The organism is Telluria sp. RB2R28, assembly GCF_059685835.1.
Map to the genome: position 1 here is coordinate 982,429 of NZ_JCASIK010000002.1, position 14,436 is coordinate 996,864.

The 14,436-nt window shown below is 64.7% G+C and carries 16 protein-coding genes; 6 read left to right on the forward strand and 10 right to left on the reverse strand.

Features of this window, described 5'->3' with window-relative positions; genetic code table 11:
• Positions 1 to 11: 11 nt before the first annotated feature.
• From AC56LV_RS11950 to flgB, 8 genes are all read right to left on the reverse strand, one after another.
• On the reverse strand, positions 12 to 1,124 hold the full coding sequence (locus tag AC56LV_RS11950) for a flagellar basal body P-ring protein FlgI (RefSeq protein WP_499557869.1): 1,113 nt from the start codon (positions 1,122 to 1,124) through the stop codon (positions 12 to 14).
• 12 nt (positions 1,125 to 1,136) lie between these two features.
• Complete coding sequence (locus tag AC56LV_RS11955) at positions 1,137 to 1,784, reverse strand: flagellar basal body L-ring protein FlgH (protein ID WP_499557871.1); 648 nt, start codon at positions 1,782 to 1,784, stop codon at positions 1,137 to 1,139.
• A gap of 14 nt (positions 1,785 to 1,798) precedes the next feature.
• Complete coding sequence (gene flgG / locus AC56LV_RS11960) at positions 1,799 to 2,581, reverse strand: flagellar basal-body rod protein FlgG (RefSeq protein WP_499557873.1); 783 nt, start codon at positions 2,579 to 2,581, stop codon at positions 1,799 to 1,801.
• Between the two features lie 64 nt (positions 2,582 to 2,645).
• Complete coding sequence (flgF, locus tag AC56LV_RS11965) at positions 2,646 to 3,386, reverse strand: flagellar basal-body rod protein FlgF (protein ID WP_499455239.1); 741 nt, start codon at positions 3,384 to 3,386, stop codon at positions 2,646 to 2,648.
• A gap of 69 nt (positions 3,387 to 3,455) precedes the next feature.
• Positions 3,456 to 5,000: a flagellar hook protein FlgE gene (locus AC56LV_RS11970; protein WP_499557875.1), complete on the reverse strand. Its 1,545-nt coding sequence runs from the start codon at positions 4,998 to 5,000 to the stop codon at positions 3,456 to 3,458.
• A 40-nt stretch (positions 5,001 to 5,040) separates the two neighbouring features.
• On the reverse strand, positions 5,041 to 5,757 hold the full coding sequence (locus tag AC56LV_RS11975; protein ID WP_499557877.1) for a flagellar hook assembly protein FlgD: 717 nt from the start codon (positions 5,755 to 5,757) through the stop codon (positions 5,041 to 5,043).
• A gap of 19 nt (positions 5,758 to 5,776) precedes the next feature.
• On the reverse strand, positions 5,777 to 6,178 hold the full coding sequence (gene flgC, locus AC56LV_RS11980; RefSeq protein ID WP_183555738.1) for a flagellar basal body rod protein FlgC: 402 nt from the start codon (positions 6,176 to 6,178) through the stop codon (positions 5,777 to 5,779).
• A gap of 11 nt (positions 6,179 to 6,189) precedes the next feature.
• On the reverse strand, positions 6,190 to 6,606 hold the full coding sequence (gene flgB / locus AC56LV_RS11985) for a flagellar basal body rod protein FlgB (protein WP_499557879.1): 417 nt from the start codon (positions 6,604 to 6,606) through the stop codon (positions 6,190 to 6,192).
• Between the two features lie 179 nt (positions 6,607 to 6,785).
• On the opposite strand from flgB, the gene flgA reads away from it, so the two are divergent.
• The 5 genes from flgA to AC56LV_RS12010 all read left to right on the forward strand — a co-directional run bounded on the left by flgA (position 6,786) and on the right by AC56LV_RS12010 (position 10,215).
• Positions 6,786 to 7,484, forward strand: coding sequence for a flagellar basal body P-ring formation chaperone FlgA (flgA, locus tag AC56LV_RS11990; protein WP_499557881.1), 699 nt, complete (start codon positions 6,786 to 6,788; stop codon positions 7,482 to 7,484).
• Positions 7,485 to 7,600: 116 nt separating this feature from the next.
• Entirely contained in the window at positions 7,601 to 7,915 is a 315-nt protein-coding gene (flgM, locus tag AC56LV_RS11995) for a flagellar biosynthesis anti-sigma factor FlgM (RefSeq protein ID WP_499557883.1), read from the forward strand.
• A gap of 3 nt (positions 7,916 to 7,918) precedes the next feature.
• On the forward strand, positions 7,919 to 8,389 hold the full coding sequence (locus AC56LV_RS12000; RefSeq protein ID WP_332532402.1) for a flagella synthesis protein FlgN: 471 nt from the start codon (positions 7,919 to 7,921) through the stop codon (positions 8,387 to 8,389).
• A gap of 173 nt (positions 8,390 to 8,562) precedes the next feature.
• Positions 8,563 to 9,798: a GGDEF domain-containing protein gene (locus AC56LV_RS12005; RefSeq protein WP_499557885.1), complete on the forward strand. Its 1,236-nt coding sequence runs from the start codon at positions 8,563 to 8,565 to the stop codon at positions 9,796 to 9,798.
• A gap of 96 nt (positions 9,799 to 9,894) precedes the next feature.
• Positions 9,895 to 10,215, forward strand: coding sequence for a hypothetical protein (locus AC56LV_RS12010; RefSeq protein ID WP_499557887.1), 321 nt, complete (start codon positions 9,895 to 9,897; stop codon positions 10,213 to 10,215).
• 17 nt (positions 10,216 to 10,232) lie between these two features.
• On the opposite strand, the gene AC56LV_RS12015 is transcribed toward AC56LV_RS12010, so the two are convergent.
• Both AC56LV_RS12015 and AC56LV_RS12020 read right to left on the reverse strand, forming a co-directional pair.
• On the reverse strand, positions 10,233 to 11,378 hold the full coding sequence (locus AC56LV_RS12015; RefSeq protein WP_499557889.1) for a DUF1501 domain-containing protein: 1,146 nt from the start codon (positions 11,376 to 11,378) through the stop codon (positions 10,233 to 10,235).
• A gap of 3 nt (positions 11,379 to 11,381) precedes the next feature.
• The gene (locus tag AC56LV_RS12020) at positions 11,382 to 12,752 is read right to left on the reverse strand and encodes a DUF1800 domain-containing protein (protein ID WP_499557891.1); all 1,371 of its coding nucleotides are present in this window, start codon (positions 12,750 to 12,752) and stop codon (positions 11,382 to 11,384) included.
• A 185-nt stretch (positions 12,753 to 12,937) separates the two neighbouring features.
• On the opposite strand from AC56LV_RS12020, the gene AC56LV_RS12025 reads away from it, so the two are divergent.
• Complete coding sequence (locus AC56LV_RS12025; protein WP_499557893.1) at positions 12,938 to 14,299, forward strand: chloride channel protein; 1,362 nt, start codon at positions 12,938 to 12,940, stop codon at positions 14,297 to 14,299.
• Positions 14,300 to 14,436: the final 137 nt, after the last annotated feature.

Sequence of the window (14,436 nt, forward strand, 5' to 3'; positions counted from 1 at the left end):
TGTCTCTCGATTTAGATGATTTCGAGCTCGGCGCGCAGCGAACCGGCGGCCTTGAGCGCTTGCAGGATGGCCAGCAAGTCTTGCGGGGTGGTGCCGATCGAGTTCATCGCCTTGACCACTTCGCTAAGGGATGCCCCGCCCTTCACGTTGATCATCTGGCCGGGCTCTTTCTTGATCTCGACCGACTGGTTCTGCGTGACGACGGTCTGGCCACCGGCCAGTGCATTCGGCTGGCTCACCTGCGTATCGGAGCCAATGGTGATCGACAGGTTGCCGTGCGAGATCGCGCAGTTGTCGAGCATCACGGCGCGGTTCATCACGACCGACCCGGTGCGGGCGTTCATGATGACCTTGGCCGAGGCTAGTGGCTGATTGACGTCGATCTGTTCCAGCATGCCCAGGAAAGCAACGCGCTGGTCGCTCGACGACGGCGTGCGCACGCGCACCACGCGGCCGTCCAGGGCCGTGGCGATGCCGGGTCCGAACTGGTCGTTGACGGCGTCGACGACGCGCGCGGCAGTGGCGAAATCGGTCTCTTTCAGTTCCAGGCGAATCTGGTTGTTCTCGCCCAGGTTCGATGCGACGGCGCGCTCGACCGTCGCGCCAGCCGAGATGCGGCCGACGGCCAGGTGATTGACCTGGACTTGCGCGCCGCCGCCCTGCGCCTGCACGCCCACGCCGCCGACCACCAGGTTGCCCTGGGCCATGGCGTAGACCTGGCCATCGGCGCCATGCAGCGGCGCCATCAACAGCGTGCCACCGCGCAGGCTCTTGGCGTTACCGATCGACGACACGGTGATGTCGAGCGTCTGGCCCGGCTGGGCAAATGCCGGCAGCGAGGTGGTGACCATGACGGCCGCCACGTTCTTCAGTTGCAGCTGGGTGCCGGCTGGCAGGTTGACGCCCTTCTGCTGCAGCATCGCGCGGATCGACTGCACGGTGAACGGCGTCTGGCTGGTCTGGTCGCCGGTGCCGTCCAGGCCCACGACGATGCCGTAGCCGGACAACTGGTTCTGACGCACGCCGGCGATGGTGGCCAGGTCCTTCAGGCGCTCGGCCTGGGCCAGGGGGGCGATGCCGCCAAAAGCGGCAGCCAGCAGGACAACGGAAGCAAATTTACGCATGGGTAGGGCCTTTTAGAACGGCAGCATCGACAGGAAGAAACGCGACAGCATCGACGTCACTTCGGCGCGATCGAGTCGGCTGTTGGTGCGGTATTCGACGCGCGCATCGGCGATCACGTTGGACGAGACCATATTGCCGGCCTGGATCGTGTCGGGGCTGACCATGCCCGAGAAGCGGATGAATTCGGTGCCCTTGTTCATGGCGACCTGCTTTTCGCCGGCCACGATCAGGTTCCCGTTCGGCAGCACTTCGGTGACGGTCACGCCGATCGTGCCGGTGAAGTTGTTCGACGCGCTCTGGTTGTCGCCATCGGCAAACTTGGTGCCCGATTCCAGTGCCACGCCGGCGCCGATCACGCCGGCCAGCAGGCCCGGGCTGGTGAAGCTTGCGCTGCCGGTCTTGTTGCCCGAACTCGCGCCGGCCTTGGTCGCGGACGTGCGCTCGCTGATATTGACGGTCAGGAGGTCGCCGATATGACGGGCGCGGCGGTCTTCGAACATCGGCCGGTAGCTGTTGACGTTGAAGATCGCGCCATCGGTGGCCGGGGCGCCGTCGACCAGCATCGGACGTGCGCTGGTCGGGCCCTGCACGATGGTGGTGGGGGTGGCGGCGCAACCGGCGAGCAATACCAGCGCAGCGAACGAAGTCAGGATTTTCATGATGGCTGAAGAAATTAAAGCTGCGACAGTTTTTGCAGCATCTGGTCGGATGTCGTGATCGCCTTACTGTTGATCTCGTAGGCGCGCTGGGTCTGGATCATCGCGACCATTTCCTCGACCACGTTGACGTTCGACGATTCCACATAACCTTGCATCAGGTTGCCGGCGCCATTGGTGCCCGGCACGTTCAGGTTCGGGTTACCGGATGCGGTGGTTTCGGTGTACAGGTTCTCGCCGCGCGACTCGAGGCCGGCCGGGTTGATGAAGGTGGCCAGTTGCAAGGCGCCGATCTGGGTGGTGCCGGTTTCGCCGGCGACCTTGACCGACACGGTGCCATCGCGCCCGACGGTAATGGACTCGGCATTGATCGGCACGGTAATCGGTGGCTGCACGACGAAGCCGCTCGAGGTCACCAGTTGACCGTTCTGGTCTTTCTGGAACGAGCCGTCGCGGGTATAGGCCTGGGTGCCGTCCGGCATCAACACAGGGAAGTAGCCAGGACCGTTGACCATCACGTCCTTGTCGTTGCCGGTCAGCTGGGGATTACCCTGGGTGTGGATGCGCTCGGTGGCGACGGTGCGCACACCGGTGCCGATCTGCAGGCCCGACGGCAGATTCGTCTGCTGGGACGATTGCGCACCTGGCTGGCGCACGTTCTGGTACAGCAAGTCCTCGAACACGGCGCGCGACTTCTTGAAGCCGTTGGTGCTGACGTTGGCGAGGTTGTTCGAGATGACGTCGAGATTGGTCTGCTGGGCTTCGAGACCGGTCTTGGCGATGTAGAGCGAACGGATCATTGCATTCTCCTATTGGTGGCAGGCGAATGCCTCCACGGACAATAGAATTATGCAGCGGCAACACTTAATTCAAAGCGAGGAGTTGGGTGGCTTTCGCCGCGTTGTTCTCGGCGTTCTTCAGCAAGCTCATTTGCGTGTCAAAAGAACGTGCCAGAGCAATCATGTCGACCATGCAATCGACCGGATTGACGTTGCTGCCCTCGAGCGCGCCGCCTGCCACTTGCACGGTCGGGTCGGCCTGGACCGGCGCGCCGTTCTTGACGCGAAACAGCCCGTCGTCGCCGCGCACCATGTCGCCCTGGGGCGGATTGACCAGCTTCAGGCGGCCGATCACCGCCGGCGCGGCTGGCGTGTCGACGTTCGAGATGGTCGAGATGGTGCCGTCACTGCCGATCGTCACCGTGGCGTCGGGCGGGACCGTAATCGGACCGCCTTCGCCCGCAATCGTCTGGCCGCCCGGCGTTTGCAGCACGCCATTCGGACTCATCTGGAGCGCACCGTTGCGGGTGTAGGCCTCGGTGCCATCCGGCATCTGCAACGCCAGCCAGCCCTGCCCTTTTACCGCCACATCCAGATCGCGCCCCGTTGCCTGCAGCGGGCCGGCCGCGAAGTCGTTGCCGGCGGTCGAGTCGACCACGAACGCGCGGGTCGGCATGCCCGGCCCCTGCACTGGCGCCGCGCGGAACATGTCGATCTGGGCGCGAAAGCCCGTCGTGCTCACGTTGGCCAGGTTGTTGGACGTCGTGGCTTGCTGTTCGAGGATGTGTTTGGCGCCGGAGGCGGCGGTGTAGATCAGGCGGTCCATTGTGGTTTCCTTGATGTGTTGCCACGCCGCTTCCCTCGAAGCAGGAAGCGGTGTCGATCAGGCGAGCGATTAACGCAGGTTCACCAGCGTCTGTAACACTGAATCCTGCGTCTTGATGGTCTGCGCATTGGCCTGGTAATAACGCTGGGCGGTAATCATGTTGACCAGCTCGGCCGTCAGATCGACGCTCGACGCTTCCGTGGCCGACGATTGCAGCACGCCCATGCCACCGGTTCCCGGCGTACCCATCAGCGCAATGCCGGAGCTGGTCGATTCGGCCCAGGCATTGTTACCCAGTGGCTCGAGCCCGTTCGGATTGGTGAATTTCGCCAGCACGACCTGGCCCAACGCCTTGGTCTGGCCATTGCTGTACTGGCCCACGATGGTGCCATCGGTCCCGGTGGTAAAGCGCTGCAGCGAACCCGGCTTGTAGCCGTCCTGGGCCAGGAATTTCTCGGCCATGGACGCGCCGTGCTGCGTGGTGCCGGTAAAGTCGAGCGTCACCGCAATGCTTTCCTTGGCACCGGTGTCGGGCACGATCGGGATGTTGGTCGACAACACGCGTTTGTCGATACTGCTGCCCAATGCGCCGTTGGTATCGAACTTGAGTTGTCCGACGAGGGCCGGCGTCATCTGCAGCGCCTTGGCGATCTCGGCATCGATCTGTTCCGGCGTGGCGCCCTCTAACGCGGCGGCGGCGTCTGCAGCAGCCTGGACATCAGCCAGGTTTTTCGCGTCTGCAGGGGCCACAAGTGCAGGTGGAACAATCTTGCTTGCCTCCGTGCTCACGGCTGCGCCGGCGGCGAGGGCATAGGCTTTGGCGGCGGCGGTGATGTCGCCAGGCACTGGTGGCACCGCGGCGCTGGCCGTCTCGAAAGCGGCGCGCGCAGCAACGGAGGCAGGATCGGACTGCGTCTTCCCCAGCGCCTTGAGTGGGCCGAATTCAGTACCATCCTTGGCCGCGTAGACGTTCCATACGCTCGCGTCGTCGGGCGAGCGCACGTAGTACGTCGACAAGGTGTGCGAATTGCCCAGCGTGTCATACACGGTCATCGGCACCTGCTTGTTGTAGGTGTCCGGATCGGCCGGGTCGAACGGCCCTTTTGTCGGTGCCGCCACACGCGAGTCGAGCTGCAGCTGGATCTGGATGGCCGAGGTGACTTTCGGCGGCTGGTCTGCCGGGTCGATCCGCAGGGGCACGGCCGCACCAACGGCCAACTGGCCATTGGCACCGATGCCGTTGCCGGTCAGTTTCGCGCCCTGGGCATTGACGATGAAGCCATCCTTGTCGAGCGAGAACTGACCGTTGCGCGAATATTGCGTCATGCCGGCTTGCTCGATACGGAAAAAGCCACCGCCGTTGATGGCGATGTCGAGCGGATTGCTGGAGGCTTCGACGTTACCTTGCGTAAACTGCTGGGCAATGGCAGCTGTTTTCACGCCGATGCCGGCCGTGATGCCGCCGGCGCCGTTGAGCGCGCTGGCGTAGACGTCGGCGAACTGGGTGGTCGAGCCCTTGAAGCCGACCGTGTTGGCGTTGGCAATATTGTTACCGATAACGTCCAGCGATTTGGCAGCAGCGTTCAAGCCGCTCAAGCCTTGTTGGAAAGACATGGTGATGCTCCAGTAAAGGTGAGAGAGTAAGCGGCTCGGCTTACAGCACTTGTTTGATATCGGCCAGGGCGACAGCGCCCTTGCCCGGCAGGTTCAGCTTGACGCCATCCTTGCCATTTGTCGTGACGCTGGCCACGCTGTCGAATGACAGGGTTTTGGCGTCCTTGAGCTCCTCGCCACCGCGCGACGCGACCACGCGGAAGGTATAGCTCCCATCGGGCAGCACGACCGGCTTGCCGTCGGCGCCCAGGTTGTTCGGGTCGGCAATGCCATCCCAGGCGACCGGCACGATGCCGGCTTTCTGCTCGCCCAGGTCGACCGCCGCCACGTCCTTGCCCGTGGCCTTGTCGACGATAACGACCTGCAGCTTGTCAGCCGGCGTTTCCAGCTCGACGCCCATGATCGCCTGACCCTTCGACAGAAGGATGCCGTCGCCCTCGACCAGCACGCCGTGCCCGATCAGGTTCGTTGCCGACAGCGATTCGCTCGACTGGTAACTGGCCTTGAGCGACTCCAGGGTGGTGTTGAGCTTGTTCACGCCGGTGACGGTCTGCAGCTGGGCCAGCTGGCTCGTCATCTGCGCGTTGTCCATCGGGTTCATTGGATCCTGGTTCTTCAACTGGGTCACGAGCAGCGTCATGAACTTGTCGGTGTCGGCCTGGACGCCGTCTTCGGCGGTCTTCGCCTTGGCGTTCATGGTCGCCTGCAGGCTGGAAATATCGGACGTTGCGGTCGAGCTGGTAATTGGGCTGGTCATGGTATCGATCTAGGGGCGCTTACTGGCCGATGGTCAGGGTCTTGAGCAGCATGGTCTTGGCTGCATTCATGGTTTCGACGTTGGTCTGGTACGAGCGCGAGGCGGACAGCATATTGACCATCTCGTCGACCACGTTCACGTTCGGCATCGATACATAGCCCTTGTCGTCGGCCATCGGATGCTTGGGGTCGTACACCTGCTTGAGCGGCGACGGGTCTTCGACCACTTCGCGCACGCGCACGCCGGTCGCGCCCGAGGCGGTGGGTACCGACTCGAACACGACCGACTTGGCGCGGTAGGCTTCGCCCGACGGCGACGTGGCGCTGTCGGCATTGGCCAGGTTGCTGGCCACCGTATTCAGGCGCTGCGCCTGGGCGCTCATGGCCGAACCGGACACATTAAAGATATTAAACAGCGACATGGCGAGTTTCCTTATTGGCCCTGGATCGCGCTCAGGAGGCCCTTGATCTGGCTGTTGATCATATTGATCCCGGCCTCGTAGCGCAGTGCGTTGTCGGCGAACTGGTTGCGCTCGACGTCCATGTCGACCGTGTTGCCGTCGACGCTGCCCTGCACCACGCCGCGGTACAGCACCGGCGTGCCATTGGCCAGCGTGTCGCCGGTGGCAGCGCCGTGCGCCATGTGGTTGCTATTGGTGGTGTTCATCGCACCGCCCGGCTTGCCGCCTGCCATCGCGCCCTGCAACGCTGCCGCGAAATCGATGTCGCGCGCCTTGTAGTTCGGGGTATCGGCATTGGCGATATTGGACGCCAGCAGTTCCTGGCGCTGCGAGCGCAGGGACAATGCCGTTTCATTAAAACGCATGTAGTCGTCGAGTTTGCCGATCATGCCGCCTCCGGGCTGTTCTTTGTTGGGACAGAAGCGATCATACGGTTCGGTTCGCAACACCAATCGACGGAGAAGAGTGGACATTTCCCCCGCTATTCAAAGTTTCACTACGGAATCATTCGACCTAAGATAGCAGCATTCCCGAATTTCAGCCCAAATCTCAGCCCGAACACCAGACCATGACATCCCAACTTGTCGCTTTTTCGCTGCTGGCACTTGTATACAGTGGTGCGCAGGCCCAGCAGGGGGCAAACAGCCGCCAGCAGCCCGAGGCCGTGCGCGCCGTGGTGGAACAGTTTCTGGCCACCCAGAGCGCCGGCCTGCCGGGCCAGGTGAGCGTGAAGGTCGGCGCGATCGATCAGCGCCTGAGCCTGCCCGCCTGCCCGGCGCCGGAAGCCTTCCAGCAACCGGGTGCCCGCCCCTGGGGCAAGACGACGGTGGGCGTGCGCTGCACGGCGCCGGCGTGGACGCTGTATGTGCAGGCTCAGGTCAGCGTGGTGGCCGAGTATGTCGCCGCCGGCGTGCCGCTGGCCCAGGGCCAGCCGCTGTTGCCGGGTCAGCTCGTGATGGTAAAAGGCGATATCGCCGCCATGCCGAACGGGATCATCACCGACATGGCGCAGGCGCTGGGCCGTGCGCCCACCGTGTCGCTGCCGGCCGGCACCGCGCTGCGGGTGGACGCGCTGCGCAGCCAGGCCGTCATCAAGCAGGGCCAGGCGGTGCGCTTGGTATCGCGCGGCTCGAACTTTTCGGTGAGCAGCGAAGCCAAGGCGATCAACAATGCCAGCGATGGCCAGATCGTCCAGGTACGCACGACGGCCGGCCGGATCATCAGCGGCACCGCGCGCGATGGCGGGACCGTGGAAATCGTTTTATAGCAATTGCGATCTTCTCTTCGCTGAATCGGTGCTGATTGCTAAAGTTTGTAAAGGCGTGGCCGTTACAATAAGCAGATCCCGGAGCTTGTGCTCCGCGCACCGAGAAGGATGACGCCGTGAAAATCAACGATACACTCAAGAGCAACCCAGGCCTTCAACCCGCCACCACGCAAACGAACAATGCGCGTGGCGCCGACAAGGCTGCAACCACCGCGCCCTTGAGCGGTGCGCAAACCGACAGCGTGCGCCTGTCCCCGCAAAGCCAGGCCATGGCAAGCAGCGTCGGTGGCGGCGCCGCCGTATTCGACGCCAAGAAAGTAGAACGTATCAAGATGGCCATCGCCGATGGCCAGTTCCAAGTCAACTCCGAGAAAGTGGCTGACGGCTTGCTAGACACCGTACGCGACTTGCTCCATTCGAGACAACGCTAAACCATGACCACCAGCCCGTTCCAGACCCTCGCCGCCGAACACCATCACCTCACCGCCCTCCTGGCGTTGATGAAGCAAGAGCAGCAATCCCTGGTGTCGCTCGATGCCGACACCCTGGCCGAGCTGACCACGCGCAAGAATGCGATGCTGGCCGACCTGGCCTCGTTGTCGCAACAGCGCCACGCGGCACTGGCCGCGGCGGGCTGCGATGCATCGGAAGCGGGCATGGAACCCTGGCTGGCCGTCAATGATGACGGCGACGTACGGCAACAATGGGAGCGCATGCTCGACGCTGCGCGCGAAGCAAAAGAACTCAACCGCGTCAATGGCATGCTGATCAACAAGCAGCTGGCGCACAACCAGGGCGTGCTCAACGCCTTGCGCACCCCCACCAACGCACCGACCGGCACCATCTACGGCGCCAGCGGCCAGACCATGGGTGTGGGCGTGTCCAAACGCTACGTCATTGGCTGAAGGCCGTCGCGGGCAAGCCCCTTCTGCGGCTTGCCACGTTAAAACAAAGTAATTGAACAACGGCGCCAAATAAGCGCCCGGCCTGGATACATCGACGGCATAATACCGGCTCAGTTCGGTTTGCCCCCTCTTTGTCCATCACTGCGCATCCCATTGCGCCAGGCCCGTTTGCCATGCTCGCCACTCAGCAGATCTTCCTGATCGCGTCCCTGCTTTGTTTTCTTGTCTATCTTGCGTTGGTGTCGGCTGGCTCGCAATCGCTGCGCGGCATGCGCGCAATGCGCGCTGCGGCACTGCTGGGACTGCTTGGCAACCTGCTCTATGCCTTTGGCCGTGAATTGCCGACCCTGCTGGGTTACGAGATCGCGAACATGGCATATTCCGGCGCCGGCGCGGCCCTTGCCGCCGGTTATCGCCAGCTGTCCGGCTGCCAGGCGCCTGTCAAGACGCTGGCGCTGCTGGTCGGTGCAGTCGGCATCCTGACCGTGGTATTTCATGACTGGTTCGATTCGTTCACACTGCGCAGCGCCGTCGTCTCGCTGTTCCAGGCCGGCGTCTGCGTGGACATCGCGCACAGCGTGCTTGCCGGGCGCGGCGAGCAGCAGCGCCGCTCGCGTGGCCAGGTGCATCTGCAAGGCCCCGGACAGCAGCACGTGCAGCGCTTCGTGCTGCTCATGTGCGTGCTGGTGGCGGGCGGCCACGGGGTGCGCATGCTCTGGCTGCTGGTCGCAACCAATCCACCGACCTCGCTGCTGCAGCCAAGCACGGCCAGCCTGGCGATCCTGACCGTCGCCGCGCTGGCATTGCCGGCACTGACCCTCGGCGGCCTCTTGACACTGCACCGCCACATCGTGCACCAGGCCGAATACATTGCGAACCACGACCACCTGACCGGCGCCTGGTCGCGCAAGGCGTTCTTCGAGATCGCCGAGCGCGAGACGACGCGCGCCAGGCACCGGCGCCAGCCACTGGCCCTGATGCTGATCGACCTCGACCATTTTAAAACCATCAACGACAGCGCCGGCCACGAAGCGGGCGACATCGCCCTGCAACTGGTGGCTACCAGCGCGCGCGAGACGCTGCGCGCCATCGACTGCATCGCCCGCCTGGGTGGTGACGAATTCGCGGTGCTGCTGCCGGGCGCCGACCTGGCGCGCGCGAGCGCGGTGGGCAAGGCGCTGGCAGAAGCACTGCGCGCGGTCACCAGCACGATGCCGGCCGCGCAACGCCAGCTGACGCTGAGTATCGGCGTGACCGTCACACTGGACGGGGAACCGTTCAAGACGACGCTGGCGCGCGCCGACTCTGCGCTATACGCCGCCAAGTCGGCCGGCCGCGATCAGGTGATTGCGCTCGCCCCGCCGCTGCACGCCGTGCGGCCGGCGTCGAAGGTCAGTGCCAGCCGCTGAGCGACCAGTCCTACGTCGGGACGCTCCCTGCTCCTATTGGGAAGTGTGCGCCATGCACCCAACTGCATTGCATACCAACGCATCCAGGAGAGCAGCATGAACAACGACAATACCAACAACCCGAAAGATGCCGGCGTGCGCGACGGCGGACCTGATTCGTATGCGGGCTTCGTGGCGAACGATGCCGACGGTGATTCGAGCATCGGCCATCCTGCCAAGGGCACCAGCCAGTCGGGCATCAACAGCAATTTTTCGAAAGCGTCGCCAGAGAGCAATGTCGGCCCAGCGGGCGCACCGCAGGCCAGCCACGGGCAGGCAACCGGTGACGTACCGGGTGGCTCGCGCCCCAAGGCGCCGGGCGAGCCGGATGGCGAAGCAGCCGATGGCGGGACGGATACGCCGACGCGCCAGGACTGATTGCCGTTCATACAGCATCAGCCGCGCAACAGGCGCGCCGATGACGTTCCCGGCGTCGAACCGGGAAACAATACGCGCGCCATGCGTTCCGGATCCAGTTGAAACGCCTCGGCGCATGCGTGTGCTACCAGCGCATCCAGGCCGAGTGTCGGCCTGAGATCGCGATGCTCGAGCAGATCCCCAGGCGCCAGCCCGGGCCAGTCGGCAACGATCCTGCCTCCCTTGACCGCGCCGCCAATCAGCATGGCGGCCGACGCCGTTCCATGGTCGGTCCCGCCCGTGCCATTGGCCGCCACTGTACGCCCGAACTCGGTGGCAACGAGAATCGTCGTCTGGCGCCATGCATCGCCAAGCCCTTGCTGCAGTCCGCTGATCAAGTCGTCGAGGTTGTTCAGCTGCGTGGCCATGCGCCCTTTTTGCGCACTGTGCGTATCCCAGCCATTGGTTTCGATCATGGCGATCCGGGGACCGTCCGCGCGCGCCAGGAAGCCGGCAGCGGTCTTGCCCAGTTCGACCGGAGACTGCTGGCCCTTGCCGCCGGCAGCCGCACCAGCCATGCCCTGCGCCTTGAGCGCCGTCGACCAGAGTCCGCTCAGCTGGGCATCGCCTTCATACAGCTTCTGCACGCGCAGCAGCAGATCGTCGTTGGCATGCGGCAGGCCGGATGGCGCGTACGACGCGACATCGATCGCGCCGCGCAGCGCCAGCGGCAATGTGGGCGCAAACGCGATGGCCTGATTGCTGCGCCGTGGCAGCATGCCGGCCAGCCGGTTCATCCAGCCATCCTTGACGTCGAACGGCGCCTTGCCACCCGTCTCAAGGACATTTTGCGCATCGAAATGCGAGCGGTCGCGGTAGGGCGACGCCACCGCATGGAACAGGCTGGCCTGCCCCGCCTTGTACAGATCGGCGATGCCGGTCAGCGACGGGTGCAGCGCAAATGTGCCGTCCAGCTTCAATGCTTCGGTGGGATCGATGGCGAGCGCACCGCGCAGCCTGGCATAGGCCGGATCGGCGTAAGGGATCAGCGTGTGCAGGCCATCGGCAGCGCCACGCTGGATGATGAACACGAAGCGGCGCTCGGTCTCGGCGCCGGCAAAGGCGATGCGGGGCGCGGCAAGCAATGCGGCTGCGCTGGAAATAAAACCTCGTCGATTGAGCATGTTTTACCTTCTCAGGAATTCAGGCGATGCCAATAGCAAGGCCAGCGCATTGGCCGGGCTTTCTGCCTGTGCAATCGCTGTTGCGGTCGCGCCGCTCAAGGTCCCCGGCAGCACGCGCGGCGCCAATGCGCGCGCATCGATCCTGCTGCCAAACTCCGTGACCAGACGCTGCGCGATTTCGACCCGGCGCAGCAGCGCATCCGGGGCCGCCCAGGTGGCAGTCACGTCGCCATAACCGGCCGGCGAGCCAGGCCGCCAGACAGGCTGGCCCAGCCGGCCCATCAAAAACTGGATGCGCGCCGCCGGCACGGTCTGCACACCCATGGCGCGCAGTCCCGACAGCGTCCAGTCCCATGGCGACTTGAACTTGGCGGCCACTGGCGGCAAATCACCTGCTGCGCTCACTAGCTCCCGGTACAGCGCCGGCAGGTCGCCGCCGGTCTGCAGGAACCGGTCCGCCAGCCGCTTGACCAATGCCGGTGGTGGGTCGTCGGTGATGAAATGCCGCGTCAGCTTGGTGGCGATGTGGCTGGCTGTGGCGGGCGCCCTGACCAGATCGCGCAGGATGGCCGTTGCCTGCTGCTCGCCATCGTCGGCATAGCTGCGGCCAAGCACCGTCCGCACGCCGGGCTCATGCTGGTTCGCCTGGAACCGGAAGGTTTGCGCGGCGTCCTCAGGCGACTGCTGGCCAGGCAGCGTCCAGCCGGTCAGGGCGCGGGCAAACTCCACCACGTCGGCCTGGGTATAGCCGCTTCGTACACCCAGCGTATGCAGTTCGAGAATTTCGCGCGCCAGGTTCTCGTTCAGGCCACGGGCCGGGCGATCCGGGGCTTTCGCGCTGGCCCGGCGCGCGGCGACGCTGTCCGGCCCCGTCGACACGGACTGGTCGAGATACAGCAGCATCGCGGGATGGCGCGCCGTGGCGAGCAGCAAATCCTCGAACCGCCCCAGTACATGGGGCCGGATGGCATCGGCCTCGAAGCTGGCGGCAAAGCCCAGCACCGGTACTTTGTCGACCGAGATTGCAAAATGGTTGGCCCAGAAGTGGGTCAAGCGCTCGACGAACGGCGTGCTGCTCTGCAAGGCGCTGTTCGTGCGCGCCTCCACGCCGGCCAGATAGGCTGCCCTGCCCGCGCGCTGGTACGCTTCACGAACGCTGGCACGCTGCGCCTCGGGTGCGCTGCGGATGGCGGCTTGCTGCTCGGTCCACTGCGCCACGCGCATCGAGGTGCGCTCGATGGCGCGCCATGGCGGCGGTAACGGCTCGTACTCATCGAGCTGCGCCAGCAACCAGCGCCGTGGATCGGCAACGGGCTGGTCGTCCGGTCGCGCACCGAGGCCCAGGCGGTTGCGCGCAATGGAATCGTTGATCATGCACCGAGTATAGAACCGGAACTGTCCTGGCAGGTCATACCGGCATGGTTGGTCTGTAACTGTCCGTAACGGCTGGTGCGGCAGTGCGTGCAGAAATTCTTTTATATTTGTGTCATTACAACAGTGTGGGCGCAAATACATTCGCACAAATCTATATAATATGGCCTCGTCCCCTCGAGCCCACCATGTCCCACGACCCTTCTCCGCACGACGTACGATCCGCCTTCAAACGCGAACTCATTTCTGCCAATCTCTGGCGCACCCGCATCGTCGTCGTCGGCACGGCCTCCATCGCCGGCCTTGTGGTGGTGGCATTTACCTGGCTGGCCGAGCTGGCATTTGGGCAGTTCAACAAGATCGCCGACTTCGCCTGGTGGGTGCCCCTGATCTGGACGCCGCTCCTGTGCGCCGCCATCGTCTGGGTCACCCGGCGCTTCGTGCGCGGCGCGGGCGGCTCCGGCATTCCGCAAGTGATGGCGGCCCTTGACCCGGCTATTTCCGGCGGCCGGCGGCCCCTGCTCGTGTCCCTGAAAATCAGTTTTGCCAAGATCGGCCTGACCTCGGCTGGCCTGTTGGGCGGCCTGTCGCTCGGGCGTGAAGGCCCGTCGGTCCAGATCGCTGCCGGCGTGATGCTCGCCGCGCGCCGCTGGCTGCCGCGCGGCAGCGGCATCAGCGCCCATTCGCTGCTGGTGGCGGGCGGCGCGGCGGGGATTGCGGCCGCGTTCAACACGCCGCTGGCGGGGATCATGTTCGCGATCGAAGAATTGTCGCGTGCACCCGAGCAGCGCAACAGCGGCCTGATCGTCGCGGCGATCGTGCTGGCCGGCCTGATCGCCGTGTCAGTCCATGGGAATGGCCCGCACTTCGGCGTCATTCATCCGGGACCGATCGGGCTGTCGCTGCTGTGGCCGGGCTTGCTGGCGGCCGTCGTGTGCGGCTTTGCCGGCGGCCTGTTCGCGCGCGTCCTGATCGCCAGCCTGCGGGGCGTCTCGCCCGACCTGCCCACGCGCTGGCGCGCCCGCTATCCGGTGCGCTTCGCACTGGGCTGCGGTTTCCTGATCGCCGTCATCGGCGTGCTCAGCGGTGGAGCGACCTACGGCAGCGGCAACGAAGCCACGCGCAGCCTGCTGGAAAACGAAGCCAACGTGCCGGCGGCGTTTGCGCTCTTCAAGTTCGTTGCGACCTGGCTCACCGCCTGGTCGGGCGTGCCGGCCGGTATTTTCGCGCCGTCGCTGTCCATCGGCGCGGCCATGGGCCAGAACATCGCCTCGCTCACCGGTTACCCGTACAGCGCGGCGCTCATTGCGCTGGGCATGGTGGGCTTTCTGGCGGCCGCCACGCAGGCGCCGCTGACAGCCTTCATCATCGTCATGGAAATGGTCGATGGCCACAGCATGGTGCTCAGCCTGATGGCTTGCGCGGTCGTTGCCAGTACCGTCTCGCGCGTGCTCACGCCGCCGCTGTACAGCGCGCTGGCAACGATCCAGTTGCCGCCGCGCCCCGTTCACCCGGCGGGCCCGGGCGAACCGCTAGAGCGTGCAACATGACGAGCAGCCCGCCCCGTGGCGTGGGCGGCATGTCAATTAATTACGTTATAATCCGACCAGGGTGTTCATGCCGCCAGGCATGACAGGATTTGCGCTGGTCGGGCCGCCACGCGGGCTACTGCGCGACCACCATGCAC

Coding starts and splice junctions, on each gene's coding strand:
- AC56LV_RS12005 (WP_499557885.1), top strand. CDS start 8,563: ATGCTCGCCACTCAGCAGATCTTCCTGATCGCGTCCCTGCTTTGTTTT.
- flgB (WP_499557879.1), bottom strand. CDS start 6,606: ATGATCGGCAAACTCGACGACTACATGCGTTTTAATGAAACGGCATTG.
- AC56LV_RS11970 (WP_499557875.1), bottom strand. CDS start 5,000: ATGTCTTTCCAACAAGGCTTGAGCGGCTTGAACGCTGCTGCCAAATCG.
- AC56LV_RS12020 (WP_499557891.1), bottom strand. CDS start 12,752: ATGATCAACGATTCCATTGCGCGCAACCGCCTGGGCCTCGGTGCGCGA.
- AC56LV_RS12015 (WP_499557889.1), bottom strand. CDS start 11,378: ATGCTCAATCGACGAGGTTTTATTTCCAGCGCAGCCGCATTGCTTGCC.
- AC56LV_RS12010 (WP_499557887.1), top strand. CDS start 9,895: ATGAACAACGACAATACCAACAACCCGAAAGATGCCGGCGTGCGCGAC.
- AC56LV_RS12000 (WP_332532402.1), top strand. CDS start 7,919: ATGACCACCAGCCCGTTCCAGACCCTCGCCGCCGAACACCATCACCTC.
- flgC (WP_183555738.1), bottom strand. CDS start 6,178: ATGTCGCTGTTTAATATCTTTAATGTGTCCGGTTCGGCCATGAGCGCC.
- AC56LV_RS11950 (WP_499557869.1), bottom strand. CDS start 1,124: ATGCGTAAATTTGCTTCCGTTGTCCTGCTGGCTGCCGCTTTTGGCGGC.
- flgG (WP_499557873.1), bottom strand. CDS start 2,581: ATGATCCGTTCGCTCTACATCGCCAAGACCGGTCTCGAAGCCCAGCAG.
- AC56LV_RS11975 (WP_499557877.1), bottom strand. CDS start 5,757: ATGACCAGCCCAATTACCAGCTCGACCGCAACGTCCGATATTTCCAGC.
- AC56LV_RS11955 (WP_499557871.1), bottom strand. CDS start 1,784: ATGAAAATCCTGACTTCGTTCGCTGCGCTGGTATTGCTCGCCGGTTGC.
- flgA (WP_499557881.1), top strand. CDS start 6,786: ATGACATCCCAACTTGTCGCTTTTTCGCTGCTGGCACTTGTATACAGT.
- flgF (WP_499455239.1), bottom strand. CDS start 3,386: ATGGACCGCCTGATCTACACCGCCGCCTCCGGCGCCAAACACATCCTC.
- AC56LV_RS12025 (WP_499557893.1), top strand. CDS start 12,938: ATGTCCCACGACCCTTCTCCGCACGACGTACGATCCGCCTTCAAACGC.